13 protein-coding genes are annotated in these 13818 nt (G+C 73.5%); 9 read left to right on the top strand and 4 right to left on the bottom strand.

Features of this window, described 5'->3' with window-relative positions; translation table 11 throughout:
* The first annotated feature begins 436 nt into the window (after positions 1–436).
* The 4 genes from lnt (at position 437) to RM446_RS11275 (ending at position 4051) form a co-directional block, all read left to right on the top strand.
* Complete coding sequence (gene lnt / locus RM446_RS11290) at positions 437–2056, top strand: apolipoprotein N-acyltransferase (RefSeq protein ID WP_398694959.1); 1620 nt, start codon at positions 437–439, stop codon at positions 2054–2056.
* Positions 2057–2165: 109 nt separating this feature from the next.
* Entirely contained in the window at positions 2166–2660 is a 495-nt protein-coding gene (locus RM446_RS11285; RefSeq protein ID WP_311545180.1) for an FxsA family protein, read from the top strand.
* On the top strand, positions 2657–2830 hold the full coding sequence (locus tag RM446_RS11280) for a hypothetical protein (protein WP_311545179.1): 174 nt from the start codon (positions 2657–2659) through the stop codon (positions 2828–2830). Before RM446_RS11285 ends, RM446_RS11280 begins: the two co-directional genes overlap by 4 nt.
* Before the next feature lie 429 nt (positions 2831–3259).
* Positions 3260–4051, top strand: a complete 792-nt coding sequence (locus tag RM446_RS11275; RefSeq protein ID WP_311545300.1) for an HAD-IIA family hydrolase — start codon at positions 3260–3262, stop codon at positions 4049–4051.
* Between the two features lie 72 nt (positions 4052–4123).
* Here the strand turns inward: RM446_RS11275 and RM446_RS11270 are convergent, their stop codons facing one another.
* Both RM446_RS11270 and RM446_RS11265 read right to left on the bottom strand, forming a co-directional pair.
* On the bottom strand, positions 4124–4507 hold the full coding sequence (locus RM446_RS11270; protein ID WP_311545178.1) for an RNA polymerase-binding protein RbpA: 384 nt from the start codon (positions 4505–4507) through the stop codon (positions 4124–4126).
* Between the two features lie 397 nt (positions 4508–4904).
* The gene (locus tag RM446_RS11265) at positions 4905–5309 is read right to left on the bottom strand and encodes a nitroreductase family deazaflavin-dependent oxidoreductase (RefSeq protein ID WP_311545177.1); all 405 of its coding nucleotides are present in this window, start codon (positions 5307–5309) and stop codon (positions 4905–4907) included.
* A gap of 320 nt (positions 5310–5629) precedes the next feature.
* On the opposite strand from RM446_RS11265, the gene RM446_RS11260 reads away from it, so the two are divergent.
* On the top strand, positions 5630–7066 hold the full coding sequence (locus RM446_RS11260; RefSeq protein ID WP_311545176.1) for a S28 family serine protease: 1437 nt from the start codon (positions 5630–5632) through the stop codon (positions 7064–7066).
* 84 nt (positions 7067–7150) lie between these two features.
* Here the strand turns inward: RM446_RS11260 and RM446_RS11255 are convergent, their stop codons facing one another.
* A complete protein-coding gene (locus RM446_RS11255; RefSeq protein ID WP_311545175.1) occupies positions 7151–8557 on the bottom strand; it encodes an MFS transporter in 1407 nt (468 codons plus the stop codon).
* 34 nt (positions 8558–8591) lie between these two features.
* Positions 8592–9407: a glycerophosphodiester phosphodiesterase gene (locus RM446_RS11250; RefSeq protein ID WP_311545174.1), complete on the bottom strand. Its 816-nt coding sequence runs from the start codon at positions 9405–9407 to the stop codon at positions 8592–8594.
* 332 nt (positions 9408–9739) lie between these two features.
* Between RM446_RS11250 and RM446_RS11245 the strand changes: the two genes are divergently transcribed.
* The 4 genes from RM446_RS11245 (at position 9740) to RM446_RS11230 (ending at position 13725) form a co-directional block, all read left to right on the top strand.
* The gene (locus tag RM446_RS11245; RefSeq protein ID WP_311545173.1) at positions 9740–10255 is read left to right on the top strand and encodes an Rv3235 family protein; all 516 of its coding nucleotides are present in this window, start codon (positions 9740–9742) and stop codon (positions 10253–10255) included.
* Between the two features lie 244 nt (positions 10256–10499).
* Positions 10500–11657 carry a Gfo/Idh/MocA family protein gene (locus RM446_RS11240; protein ID WP_311545172.1) on the top strand — a complete coding sequence of 386 codons (1158 nt, stop codon included), beginning with the start codon at positions 10500–10502 and terminating at the stop codon, positions 11655–11657.
* Positions 11654–12820, top strand: a complete 1167-nt coding sequence (locus RM446_RS11235; RefSeq protein ID WP_311545171.1) for a dihydrodipicolinate synthase family protein — start codon at positions 11654–11656, stop codon at positions 12818–12820. The genes RM446_RS11240 and RM446_RS11235 overlap by 4 nt, the downstream gene beginning before the upstream one ends.
* The gene (locus tag RM446_RS11230; RefSeq protein WP_311545170.1) at positions 12820–13725 is read left to right on the top strand and encodes a sugar phosphate isomerase/epimerase family protein; all 906 of its coding nucleotides are present in this window, start codon (positions 12820–12822) and stop codon (positions 13723–13725) included. Before RM446_RS11235 ends, RM446_RS11230 begins: the two co-directional genes overlap by 1 nt.
* The last annotated feature ends 93 nt before the right edge of the window (positions 13726–13818 follow it).

Genomic DNA, 13818 nt, shown 5'->3' with positions numbered 1-13818 from the left:
TCGGTGGCCTCTGCCCCGACCGGGCGGACTGGCGTGCGGCCACGGGGTGCGTTAGCCTGGCGGCGGTTGCCCGGATCCGGTCGTTTCGCATCCTCCGCGTGCGTGAGCGGGCGGGACACCTCTCCCCGACACGTCGGCGAAGCGTTGCGGCGCACGGCTCCGAGTCTGGGTAATCTACTGACCAGTCCAGCACTGGACGGACCGGTCGAGCGGTCCGGTCGTTGTCTTGCCGGACGTCGCACCACGCACCAGGTGCGGTCGGCGGCCTGATAAGGACCGGGGTTCCGCGACCGGGCGGGGGGTTGGACCCGGAGAAGGCCCGAACATCCAGTAGACAACGGTCTCCGCGCTCGCCGCCGACGAGACGGATCCGGTCCGAAGGGTGGTTTCGGGCCTTTTCCGCGTCCCCCCATTCACAGGTGAAAGCGAGCCAGGCGTGGTTACCGAGGACGCCCAGCACACGGGCGACAACGCACACGCCGCCACCGCGGCGGTTCGGCCCCCTCGAAGCTCGCTGGCCGGTCCCGCCCCGCGCGCCCTCGCGGCCGCGGCGGCGGGGCTGTGCCAACTTCTCGCCCTCGCTCCCTACGAAGTGTGGTGGCTCGGTCCGGTCGGCGCCGCCCTGCTCACCCTGGCCGTCATGGGCGCCCGCGCCCGCCGCGCAGCGTGGCTGGGCCTGCTCGCCGGCGCCGCTCTGATGGTTCCGCTGATCCGCTGGCAGGACGTCTTCGGTGTGGACGTGTGGCTGATCATCGCCGCCGCCGAGGCCGTCTACTTCGCGCCGATGGCGGTCGGCCTCGCCTGGGTCGCCCGGCTGCCCGGATGGCCGGTGTGGACCGCGGCCCTGTGGGTCCTGCAGGAGGCGGTGCGGGCCCGGTTCCCGCTCGGCGGGTTCCCCTGGGGCAAACTCGCCTTCGCCCAGCCCGACACGCCCTTCTCCGGCTACGCCGCACTGGGCTCCTCTCCGCTGGCGACCTTCGCCGTGGCGCTCGTGGGCGCCCTGCTCCTGGCGGCCGTGCTGCGCCTGGCGCGCCGGCCGAGGGCCCCGCTGGCCGCGACCGCGGGGCTGGCGGCCGGCGCCCTCGCGCTCACCGCCGCCGGCTCGGCCGTGCCCGCGCTCACCGCCCCCGCCGTCGACCACACCGCCACCGTGGCCGTGGTGCAGGGCAACGTGCCCGGGGTCGGGCGGATGAGCGTCCTCGGCGAGCGCGCGCAGGTGCTCCGCAACCACGTCGAGGCGGTGCACCGCCTCGCCGACCGGGTGGAGGCCGGCGAGGAGCCCCGGCCCGATCTGGTCGTGCTGCCCGAGAACGCCAGCGACTTAGACGCCTACGCCGACCCGGCCGCCGCCGAGATGATCGGCGACGCGGCCCGCGACATCGACGCGCCGCTGCTGTTCGGCATCACCCGGTACCGCTCCGGCGGCAGCGAGCGCGAGGTGCGCAGTGTGGTCTGGGACCCCCGGAAGGGGCCTGTCGACCATTACACCAAGCGCTACCTGGTGCCCTTCGGCGAGTACATCCCCTACCGCGACGTCTTCACCCGGTACGTCGACCGCCTGGACCACGTCACCAGCGACGCCGTGCCCGGCACCGAGCCGGGCGCCCTGACCCTGGGCGGCACGACGGTGGCGACCGCGATCTGCTTCGACGTCGCCTTCGACCGGCCGGTGCGCGAATCGGTGGCCGAGGGGGGCCAGATCATCGCGGTCCCCACCAACAACGCCAACTACAATTTCACCGGCCAGTCTGAGCAGCAGCTGGCGATCACCCGCCTGCGCGCGGTCGAGCACGGGCGCCCCGCCGTCGTCGCCGCCACAAGCGGCATCAGCGCCGTGGTCACCGCCGGCGGAGAGGTGACCTACCGCTCGCCCGAGGCGCGGCCCGCGGTGCACGTGGCCGAACTTCAGGCCATGTCGGGCCTGACCCCGGCGACCCGCCTCGGCGCGCTGCCCGAGGCGGCGCTGTGCGCGCTGGCGTTGGGCGCCCTGGCCGCCGCCGGTGTCGCCGCCCGCCGCGCGAAGCGGAACCCGGCGGGCGGGACCTCGGCCGGCTAGGGCCTGGCGCCCGGGCCCGCAGGCGTGTCGCCGGGGCCCCAGCGGGAACGATGAGGGCCTGCCGGGCGTTGACGGGTGAGGGAGCCCTGCCGAGCCGAGGATGGTACCCATGCCGCTGCTGATCGTCATCGCGCTGATGGCGTTGCCTTTCCTGGAGATCTGGCTGATGATCCTGGTCGGCCAGCAGATCGGCGTCGCCTGGACCATCGCGCTGCTGTTCGCGCTGAGCGCCGCCGGCGTCCTCGTGCTGCGCAGCGCCGGGACCAAGACCTTCCGCGAGGCCGACCAGGCGATGCGCACCGGCAAGCGCCCGGAGGGCGGGCTGCTGGACACGCTGATGCTGATGGTCGGGGGCATCCTGCTCCTCACCCCCGGATTCGTCACGGCCGCGCTGGGCGCCGTGATGGCGCTGCCCTTCACCCGGCCGGCGCTGCGGTGGGCGTTCACCGGCTGGGCCGAGCGCCGCATCAAGCGCATGCGCGACGCCGCCGAGGCCGAGTTCGTCGCCCAGGGCGGCCGCATCCCGCCCCAGCCCGGGCAGCCGGGCGAGCGCGGGCCCGGCGGCGGCCGGATCGTCCAGGGCCGGATCGTCGAGGACGAGTGATCCCAGCGGTCGGCACCGGGGGACGGGGAGGGCCGCCGGCGCTCTACGAGCTGAGGGTCGGCGTGTTCGCCACCCCCGAAGGAGTCCGCGACTTCGTCCACCGGGCCCGCGCTCTGCCGGCCGGCCCCGAGGGCGCGGCGGCGCGGCGATGGACGGTGTCGATCGCATAGGAGGCAGAGTCGGCCTGCCCTTCGGGAGGGGGCGCGGAGGCCTCGCTCACCGTCGAGGGCCTCCACGGCGAACTGCCGCAGCAGTGGGCCCGCGCAGATCCCGGCCGGGATCTGCGCGGGCGTATCACCGCCCGAGTCCGGTTCGGCGTGGTCACCGATGAACCCGATGCGGTGCACGAGGCGCTCTGCGGACTGCTGTGCCCCGACCCCCTCCACCCCGGCCCGTGGCCGATCCCGTGGGCCGCCGACTCCCGGGCGTGCGAGGACGAGCGCGAACAGGCCGATCTGGAACGGGCCTACCGCCACCTGATCGCCGGATGGCGTCCGAGCCCGGCGGCCGGTTCCGCGCCGGGGCGCCCGGCCGTACGGTCCCGGCGCGGGCGTGGCGATAGTGTGGCGGGCGTGAACGACAAGCCGTGGAACTACCTCATGGACATGGACGGGGTGCTGGTGCACGAGGAGCACCTCGTCCCCGGGGCCGACGTGTTCGTCTCCGAGCTGCGGGAGAGCGGCATCGGCTTCATGGTCCTGACGAACAACTCGATCTACACGCCGCGCGATCTGCGCGCCCGGCTCAAGCGCAGCGGACTGGATATCCCCGAGGAGTCCATCTGGACCTCCGCGCTGGCCACCGCGCGCTTCCTGAAGGAGCAGCGGCCGGGCGGCTCGGCCTACGTGGTGGGGGAGTCGGGGCTGACCACCGCGCTGCACGGCATCGGCTACGTGCTTACCGACCGCGACCCCGACTACGTGGTGCTGGGCGAGACCCGCACCTACAGCTTCGAGGCGATCACCCGCGCCATCCGGCTGGTCGAGAGCGGCGCGCGCTTCATCGCCACCAACCCCGACGAGAAGGGCCCGAGCCGCGAGGGCTCGCTGCCGGCGACCGGTGCCGTGGCCGCGCTCATCGAGCGCGCGACCGGGCGCGCCCCCTATTACGTGGGCAAGCCCAACCCGCTGATGATGCGCTCGGCGCTGCGCACTCTGGGTGCGCACTCCGAGAGCACCGTGATGATCGGCGACCGCATGGACACCGACGTGCGCTCCGGCCTGGAGGCGGGTCTGGAGACGCTGCTGGTGCTGTCGGGGATCTCCGGCCGCCAGACGGCCGAGCTGTTCCCCTACCGGCCGACGAAGGTGTTGGACTCGGTGGCCGATCTCGTGGGCCGCACTGGCGACCCCTTCGGCGATCAGGGTGCCGAGGAAGCCCAGCACGTCTGAGGGCTCGCGCGGCGGTGAGCCCGCGCATGCGAAGGGGCGGTCGGCCCTCCCGCCTCCGCCCCTCGCGCGTGCTCAGGCGCTGCGCCGCTCCTCGGCCATCGCCCGCATGTGTTCCTGCTCTTCCCGGCGCCGCGCCCGGAGCAGCTCCAGCCGCTCGTTGAGAACCTCCTCGAGGTCCTCCATGCTCCGGCGCTCCAGGAGCATGTCCCAGTGGGTGCGCGCGGGCTTGGCCTTCTTCTCCTGCGGCTCCCGGCCGTCGACCATCAGGGCGGTGTCGCCGCAGTAGCGGCACTCCCAGTTCGTGGGGACCTCGGCCTCGGTCGCGAAGGTAATGGAGAAGCGATGACCCCGAGGGCAGTCGTAGGTGACCTCTTGGCGCGGTGCCAGGTCGGTATTGCGGTCGTTCTCGTAGCTCGTCGCCCCGAGTCGTGTGCCGCGAAGTGCTCGCTCGGCCATCGGTTGCGTGCCTCCAGGCGCTCTTGCGGTATACATGGGTTTAACACGTCGGTCCGTGTCAAGATTCCCCGCGCATCGGTCATCCAACCGTGCGATAATGGCCGGTCGGCGGTGACCGGGCCGCGCCGAACGGTATTAGGCGCAGGACACAGCCGCGCAACGTCCCGCACACGGCGGGATCGCGCTCCAGGTCCGTCGGCGTCTTCTTGACACAATCTTTACCGCGGCGTGCGCGGCGGGCCCTGAGGCGGCCCGAACCTCGCACCGCCGACTCACAGCGCTAACAATCCACCCCTACCCTCGGATTCCCCCGTGTCCGAGGAGATGCGCGGACGGCCCCGACCGGCGCCGCTCCGAGGCTGCGCACCCCCGCTCCAGCGGGCGGCGCGTGCCGGACTCAGCCGACCGGCTCCAGCAGGACGACCGGAATGTCGCGGTCGGTGCGCTCCTGGTACTGGTCGTACTGCGGCCACACCTCCGTCATCAGCGGCCACAGCCGCGCCTTCTCCTCGGGGGTGGCGGTGCGCGCCCGAGCGCGGAAGCGGTCGGCCTTGACCTGCACCTCCGCCTCAGGGGAGGCCTCCAGGTTCTTATACCACTGCGGGTGGTCGGGCGCGCCGCCGTTGGAGGCGACGACAGCATAGGCCCCGCCGTCGGTGCGGTAGATCAACGGCGTGCTGCGCTGGAGACCGGACGTGCGCCCGGTCGTCGTCAGGATGAGCGTGGTGGTGCCCTGCCACTCGTGGCCCTCTTCGCCGCCGGTCGCCCGGTAGCGCTCGACGTGCTCCTTGCCGTACAGCAACGTGCCTCCCGTCGCCCGCCGCCGGCCCGGCGGCGGCGCTGTGTGCTACGCGAGCCCCTCCGGTCGCGCGCCACCGCCCCGAGCGGCGGCGCCGGGTGCCGCCGCGCTCCCCGTATCCCGATTCCGCAGGACTCGTCTTCGACGGCGCCGTCACCCTACCCACCTGCGGCGACGGTCTCACCCCGGCGCGCCGGGCCCCGATCGACGCGGTGTAGCGCCTTGACTGCGTCGGCGGCACACCCAATGATCGGTCAGTCGGCATCCGACCCGCCCCGTGCTCACCCCCGCCGGGGCGGAGACCCATCGAGGAGGTTGAACGGGTGACCCCCCGCACACCACATTCGGCGGTTTCCTGGCGCGCCGCCGCCGGAGCCCTGCTGACCGCGACCGCCCTGCTGTTCACCGCGGCGCCGGCGAGCGCCGACCCCGCCCCCACCGACATCGCCGACCGGCTGGAAGCCGTGCCGGGCCTGCGCATCATCGAGGAGACCGAGACGGAGCCGGGCTTCCGCCACTTCGTCCTGGGCTATGAGCAGCCCGCCGACCACGGCGACGCCGACGGCCGGACCTTCGAGCAGCGGCTGACCCTGCTGCACCGCGGGTTCGACCGGCCGACCGTTCTGCACACCAGCGGCTACAACGTCAGCGTCGGCGCCTTCCGCAGCGAACCCGCGCGCATCCTCGACGCCAACCAGATCTCGACCGAGCAGCGGTTCTTCGAGCCGTCCCGGCCCGATCCGGCCGACTGGGACGACCTGGACATCCGCCAGGCCGCCGCCGACCACCACCGCCTGGTCGAGGCACTCAACGACATCTACCGGCAGGAGTGGATCTCCACCGGCGCCTCCAAGGGCGGCATGACCTCCGTCTACCACCGCCGCTTCTACCCCGACGACATCGACGGCACGGTGGCCTACGTCGCGCCCAACGACGTCGTCGACCGCGAGGACCACGCCTACCGGAAGTTCTTCCGCACCGTCGGCGACGACCCGCAGTGCCAGGACGACCTGGAGGGCCTCCAGCATGAGGCCCTGGAACGGCGCGGCGAGCTCGTCGACCACTACACGGCCCTGGCTCAGAAGAACGACTGGACCTTCGACCGCACGCTCGGCAGCGCCGACCGCGCCTTCGAGATCCTGGTGCTGGACACCGCCTGGGCGTTCTGGCAGTACCAGCCCTACCCCGAGGCCTGCGCCGACGTCCCCGCGCCCGACGCCTCCACCGAGGAGATCGCGGCCTTCCTCGACGACGTCGCCGGTTTCTCCTTCTACACCGACCAGGGCACACTGCCCTACATTCCCTACTACTTCCAGGCCGCCACCCAGCTGGGCACGCCCAGCGTGCCCACCGGCCACCTCGACGGCCTGCTGCGCTACCCCGGGCTGTTCCAGGCGCGCAGCTACCTGCCCGACGAGATGGACGTGCCGCGCTTCGACCGGTGGGCCATGCCCGACGTCGACCACTGGGTGAGCCACCGCTCCGAGCGGATGCTCTTCGTCGACGGCGAGTACGACCCCTGGGGCGCCGAGCACTTCCGCGCCGGCAGCGCCAAGCGCGACACGATGCGCTTCGTCGCTCCCGGCGCCAACCACGGCGCCGACATCGCCGCGCTGGCCGACGCGGACCGGGCGAAGGCCACCGAGGCGCTGAAGCGGTGGGCCGGCGTGGGCGACGAGGCCGCCGCCATGGCCGAGGGGATCCCCGAGCTGGACGACGCGGGCGAGCGCCGCGCGAAGATCGAGCGCGGGTTCCGCTGAGCCGTGCCCGGTGCGTGCGCGGCCGCGCACGCACCGGGCGAGCGGGCGGTGCCGCTCCGCCCGCCCGAGTGCGGCCGCCGGGCCTCAGATGCGCTCGGGCACGGTGTTGCCGGCCTCGCGGATGCCCCGCGACACCCCGAGGAAGGCCAGTACCGCGAAACCGAGGACGAAGAACGCCACAAGCGACAGGATCGCCAGCCGGTAGTCGCCTCCCGTGGCGTCCAGCGCGACTCCCAGGGCGAGCGACCCCAGGAACGCCGACCCCTTGTCGCTGATCTCGTAGAGCCCGTAGTACTCGGCCTCCTTGCCGCGCGGGATCAGGTGCGAGAACAGCGACCGCGAGAGCGCCTGGGTTCCGCCCAGCACGATGGCGATGAAGAAGGCCAGAATGAAGAACTGCACCGCCGATCCCTCGCTCAGCAGCGGTGCCACGGCCACCACCGCCGTCCACACGACCAGGCTGCCGAGGATGGTGCGCTTGGTGCCCAGCCTGCGTCCGATCGCGCCCACCACCAGCGCGCCGCCGAAGGCGACGAACTGCACCATCAGGATGGCGCCGATCTGCACCTCCTGGCCCAGGCCCAGGGCCTGGTCGGCGAAGGTCGCCGAGAACGCGATCACGGTCTGGATGCCGTCGTTGAACAGGATGTAGGCCACCAGGAACACCAGCGTCCGGGGGTAGGCGCGCAGGCTGCGCACGGTATACCAGAGCTGGCCGAAGCTGCTCGCGACCGCCCGCCCGCCGCCGGCCCGGCCCGGCTCGGCGGGCCGCGTGCCCGTCAGCACGGCGCCGCGGTAGCGGTTGCGCAGCCGCGTCAGCGGGATGATCGTGAACACCGCCCACCACACGCCCGCCGAGGCCATGGCGATGCGCACCGCGTGGCCCTGATCCAGGCCGAGGCCGCCGTGGAACAGGTAGAGCACCAGGTGCAGGCTCAGCAGCAGGGCGCCGCCGAGGTAGCCCATCGCCCAGCCGCGCGAGGAGACGGTGTCGCGCTCGTCGGGCTGGGCCAGGTCGGGCAGGAACGAGTTGTAGACCACGACCGAGGCGCCGAAGGTGAGGTTGGCCAGCACGAACAGTCCGGCGCCCAGCATGTAGGCGGAGCCTTCGACGAAGTACAGCCCCATCGTGGCGAAAGCGCCGATGTAGGCGAGCAGGCCCATCAGCTCGCGCTTGCGGCCGGTGTAGTCGGCGACCGCGCCGACCGCCGGCAGAGCCACCAGTTGCAGCAGCACCGACACCGACGTGGCGTAGGGGTAGAGCGCCGTGGGGTCGATCGCCAGGCCCAGGACGCCGATCCGGCCGCCGGGGCCTGCGCCCTCCTGGGCCAGCGCGGTCAGGTAGGGGCCGAAGAAGACCGAGATCACCGAGGTGTAGAAGACCGAGTTCGCCCAGTCGTAGAAGTACCAGGCGCGGCGTTCGCGGCGAAGGCCGGCGGGGTCGGCCGCGGGTGTGCCGGACGGCGGCGGGGCCGGGGGAGTGGTGGCCATGGAGGGTCCTCGTCGACAGGGGGCTGTGCGGCGGCTACCGGTCGCCGACCGGGCCGCCGGGGGAATCGTGCCAGGCTCCGCGTTCGATCAGCACGCGCCGCAGGCCCTCGGTGTTGTCGGTGACGATGCCGTCGACACCGGCGTCCAGCAGCCGCCGCATCAGGGCGGTGTCGTTGATCGTCCACACGTGCACCTGCATGCCGAGCCGGTGGGCGGTGGCGAGCACGTCGCGGCTGACCAGCGGGACGGGTCCGTGGCTCAGCGGTATCTGTGCGCAGACGGGGGTGCTTGGAGCGAGCGGCCGTAGCAGCGGCGACAGCGACGCCGCCCGCAGCCGTGCCACGTCCGCGGGGCCGCACGAGGTGGCGACCGGCCGCTCGAACCGCCTGCGGGCGCGGTCCAGCCGCCGCTGGTCGAAGGAGCCCACGCACACCCGGTCCCAGGCGCCGGTCCGGTGCAGCGCCCGCGCCAGGGGTTCCACCGCCCCGTCCCCCTTGACGTCGATGTTCAGGCGCACGTGCGGCCAGGATCCGAGCAGGTCCTCCAGCAGCGGGATGGGTTCGCGCCCGGCGACGCGCGCCCGCGACACCTCGGCGTAGCCGAGGTCGGCGATGCGCCCGGCGCGGTCGGTCGCGCGGTCCAGGGTGGGGTCGTGGAAGGCCAGCGGCACGCCGTCGGCCGTGGCGTGCACGTCGGTCTCCAGATACCGGTAGCCCAGGTCGACGGCGTACTGGAAGGCGACGGCGGTGTTCTCCAGGGAGGCGTCGACCGCGCCCGCCCCGTCTGTCCGCCAGCCGCCGCGGTGGGCGAGCGCGATGGGGCCGGGCGCGTCGAGGTACCGGTGAGTCACATGGAGCAGTATGCCCGTATCAGGGGCGCGGAGGCACGCCGGAGGGATGGCCGGGCGGGCGGCGGGGGAGCCCGGCAGCGTGCGGTATGCGGCGGGCCGAGCGCGGGGGCCGACCGCGGGCGCCGGCGGCCCCGCCGTCCTGCGTGGCGGTCTCCGCCCCACCGCAGCCCGCTCGGCGCGCGGAACGGGGCCTGCTGCAGAAACCCGGCATTCCAGGTGGCATCGGAACCGGGCGGCGTGCTCTGAGGGGGCGGCGGACGGCGACGTCCGCTCCAGCGCCGCGGGCCGGCCCGCCCGCGGACGGCAGCACTCGCCTCGGAAGGGACTCGTCCTTGGCCGGTCAGCAGCCCGACACCGCCCTCTCCCCGACCCGCCTCTCGGCCCCCTCGCCCGCCTACGCCCCGGCCCGCCACGCCACCCGCCCGCCCGTCCGCACCGGCGTTCCGGCCCGCCCGCCGGCGTCCCCGCGGCCGCGCTCCCACCGCGGCCCGGTACGCCCGGGCGCGGTGGCCTATCCGCACCGCCGCAGTCCGCGGCAGCTGTCGCGCTTCGCCCAGATTCTGGCCGAGGTCCTGGCGGGGGAGCGCCCCGTCGGACAGGTGCGGCCGCTGCTCGGGCGGCGGGCCTATGAGCTGCTGCGGCGCCGCGCCGGCGGCTACGCCTGCGCGCGCAGCCCCCGCGTGCGCAAGGCCGTGCTGAGCACGCCCTCGCCCGACGCCGTCGAGATCAGTGCGGTGGTCGACTGCGGCGACCGGTGCCGCGTGTTCGCGCTGCGCGTGGCCTATGCGCAGCACGCCTGGCTGTGCACGCACATCGAGACCGACCTCTGCCGGGCCGCGGTGCACTGAGCGGCGGGCGCCCGCGACCCTGCGGATCCGCGGGCGCCCCGCACTAGGCGCTGGTAAGCGCCTTCCCGTAGTCTTCACCAGGTCAGGAGCCTGCAGTCGGGGGCAGGAGCGGCGTATCACCGGGCGCGCCCGTGCCGTTCCCGGCGGAGAGCGGTCGAGAAAGGGTATGAACGCTGCTCTGGCGTAGGAAAGCAGGTTAAAGTACGTTGGAAAGCGCTTTCTCAATCGAGTGATAGGACGACGCATGCAAGATCGGGTGCTGGCCGTCGCCATGAACGGCGTCACCGGCCGCATGGGGTACCGACAGCATTTGACGCGGTCGGTGCTGGCGATCAGGAAGGCCGGCGGGGTCGAGCTGCCCGACGGCTCGCGGGTCGTGCCCGAGCCCGTCCTCGTGGGCAGGTCCGCGGACAAGCTCCGGCGCATCGCCGAGGAGCACGGCATCGAGCGGTGGAGCACCGACCTCGACTCCGTGCTCTCCGACCCCGGGATCGAGGTCTACTTCGACGCCCAGATCACCAGCGCGCGCGAGGAGGCGCTGCGCTCGGCGATCTCGGCCGGAAAGCACATCTACACCGAGAAGCCCACGGCTTCCACCCTCAGCGCCGCGCTTGAGCTGGCCAAGCTCGCCCGCGACGCGGGCGTGCGCAACGGCGTCGTGCAGGACAAGCTGTTCCTGCCGGGCCTGCTCAAGCTGCGCCGGCTGCTCGACAGCGGCTTCTTCGGCCGGGTGCTGTCCATCCGCGGCGAGTTCGGCTACTGGGTCTTCGAGGGCGGCTGGCAGGAGCCCCAGCGCCCCAGCTGGAACTACCGTGCCGAGGACGGCGGCGGGATCGTGCTGGACATGTTCCCGCACTGGCACTACATCCTGGAGCAGCTCTTCGCCCCGGTCCGCGCGGTCACCGCCACCACGGCCACCCACATCGCCCGCCGCTGGGCCGAGGACGGCAGCCCCTACGCCGCCACCGCCGAGGACGCCGCCTACGCCGTCTTCGAGCTGGAGGGCGGCATCACCGCCCAGATCAACTCCTCCTGGTGCGTGCGGGTCGACCGCGACGAGCTGGTGGAGTTCCAGGTCGACGGCACCGAGGGCAGCGCAGTCGCAGGGTTGCGCGACTGCCGCATCCAGCACCGCGTCGCCACGCCCCGCGCCGTCTGGGACCCCGACGCCCCCGTCGACCAGGGCGGCTACCGCGACCAGTGGGAGCGCGTCCCCGACAACGCCGCGTTCGACAACGGCTTCCGCGCCCAGTGGGAGCAGTTCATCTCCCACGTGTGCGCCGGCACCCGCTTCCCCTTCGACCTGCTCTCGGGTGCACGCGGGCTGCAGCTGGCCGAGGCCGGGCTCCGCTCGGCCGCCTCGGGCAACCGGGTCGAGTTGGAGGAGGTGGACCTGCCGTGAGCGGACCGCCCCTGCGGCTGCCGGGAGCCGACGGCCGGCTGCACGGCTTCACGCCCCGCGGCGCCGCCCCCGCTCCCGCCGGCGCCGCCCCGCCCGGATCGCGAACCGCCTACGCCGCCGCCCACGTCGTCGCCGACCCCGTGGCCGGGAACGCCTTCGGCGCACCCGCCCGCCTGGACTGGGACTCCACCCTCGCGTTCCGGCACCGGCTGTGGGACCTGGGCTTGGGCGTCGCCGACGCCATGGACACCGCGCAGCGCGGCATGGGCCTGGACTGGCCCGCCACCGCCGAGCTGATCCGGCGCAGCGCCGCCGAGGCGGCCGGGCGCGGCGCCCTGCTGTGCTGCGGCGCCGGCACCGACCACATCGACGCCGGCGCGGGCACCACCCTGGAGGAGGTCGAAGCCGCCTACACGGAGCAGCTGGAGACCGTCGAGGGCGCCGGGGCCACCCCCGTTCTGATGGCCAGCCGCCACCTCGCGGCCTGCGCCCGCGGTCCCGGCGACTATGCCAAGGTCTACGGCCGGCTGCTGGAGCAGGTGCGCGCACCCGTGATCCTGCACTGGCTGGGCACCGCCTTCGACCCGGCGCTGGCCGGCTACTGGGGGCACGGCGCCCCGGCCGAGGCGATCGACACGGTGGCCGGCATCATCGCCGACCACGCCTCCCGCGTCGACGGCATCAAGGTGTCGCTGCTGGACCCCGACCTGGAGGTGCGGCTGCGCCGGCTCCTGCCCGCGGGCGTGCGCCTCTACACCGGCGACGACTTCAACTACCCCGAGCTGATCGAAGGCGACGCCGAGGGCCACTCCCACGCTCTGCTGGGCATCTTCGCGGCCATCGCGCCTGCCGCGGCGGCAGCGTTGCGCGCGCTCGACGACGCCGACACCGCGGGCTACCGGGCGTCCCTGGAACCCACCGTCCCGCTGGCCCGCCACATCTTCGCGGCGCCCACGTTCTACTACAAGACCGGGATCGCGTTCCTGAGCTGGCTCAACGGACACCAGCCCGGCTTCACGATGGTCGGCGGCCTGCACAGCGCCCGCGACCTGGTCCACCTGTCGGAGGCGATGCGCCTGGCCGACGACGCGGGGGTCCTCACCGACCCCGGCCTGGCCGTCGCCCGGATGCGGTCCCTGCTGGAGATCTCGGGGGTGCGGTGATGGCGACCGGAGCAGGCAGCGGCCAGGCGCCGCCGACCGCGTTCGACGTCCCCTCCGGAGCGCCCGCGGGGGCCGCTCCGGAACCCGGCGACCCGCGGCTGGCCCGCCTCTCGCTCAACCAGCGGACCGTCGACCAGTGCAGCCTGCCCGAGGCCGTCGAGGGCTGCCTGCGCGCCGGTATCGGCGCCATCGGGCTCTGGCGCGAGCCCGCTGCCGAGACCGGCATCGCCGCCTCGGCCCGGCTCGTGCGCCACGCCGGGCTGCGCGTGTCCTCCTACTGCCGCGGCGGCTTCCTCACCGGCCACGACCGCGCTGAGGCGATGGAGGACAACCGCCGCGCCATCGACGAGGCCGCGGAGCTGGGCGCGCCCTGCCTCGTGATGGTGGTCGGCGGGCTGCCCGAGGGCGACCGCGACCTCGTCGGCGCTCGCGAGCGCATGGCCGAGGCGATCGCCGAGCTCGCGCCCTACGCGGCCGAGCGCGGAGTCTGCCTGGCGCTGGAGGCGCTGCACCCGATGTTCTGCGCCGACCGGGCGGTGCTGTCGACCCTGGGCCAGGCGCTCGACATCGCCGAACGCTTTCCCGTGGGCCAGGTCGGCGTCGTCGTGGACACCTACCACGTGTGGTGGGACCCCCGCGTCTACCAGGACATCGCCAGGGCCGCGGAGCGCATCGCGAGCTTCCAGGTATGCGACTGGGTGCTGCCGCTGCCGGCCGACCCCCTGCTGGGCAGGGGGATGGTCGGCGACGGGCACGCCGACATCGCCGCACTGCACCGGGCCGTGGACGCCGCGGGCTACACCGGCGACATCGAGGTGGAGGTCTTCAACGCCGACGTGTGGGCCGCCGACCCCGACGCAGTGCTGGCCACCCTGGCCCGGCGGCACGTCCGCTACCTGGCCTGAGCGGACCCCGAGCCCGCCGCAGCACCGTCGATCTTGTAGCTATCGTGATGAAAAACGATTTCCCCTCACGATAGCTACAAGATCGGCGGGGTT

Source organism: Streptomonospora wellingtoniae (assembly GCF_031845375.1).
Lineage (GTDB): Bacteria > Actinomycetota > Actinomycetes > Streptosporangiales > Streptosporangiaceae > Streptomonospora > Streptomonospora wellingtoniae.
The sequence above is the reverse complement of the archived record's forward strand: the minus strand, read 5'-3'. Positions and strand labels throughout refer to the sequence as shown.

Coding starts and splice junctions, on each gene's coding strand:
- RM446_RS11285 (WP_311545180.1), top strand. CDS start 2,166: ATGCCGCTGCTGATCGTCATCGCGCTGATGGCGTTGCCTTTCCTGGAG.
- RM446_RS11275 (WP_311545300.1), top strand. CDS start 3,260: ATGGACATGGACGGGGTGCTGGTGCACGAGGAGCACCTCGTCCCCGGG.
- RM446_RS11270 (WP_311545178.1), bottom strand. CDS start 4,507: ATGGCCGAGCGAGCACTTCGCGGCACACGACTCGGGGCGACGAGCTAC.
- RM446_RS11255 (WP_311545175.1), bottom strand. CDS start 8,557: ATGGCCACCACTCCCCCGGCCCCGCCGCCGTCCGGCACACCCGCGGCC.
- RM446_RS11240 (WP_311545172.1), top strand. CDS start 10,500: ATGCAAGATCGGGTGCTGGCCGTCGCCATGAACGGCGTCACCGGCCGC.
- RM446_RS11230 (WP_311545170.1), top strand. CDS start 12,820: ATGGCGACCGGAGCAGGCAGCGGCCAGGCGCCGCCGACCGCGTTCGAC.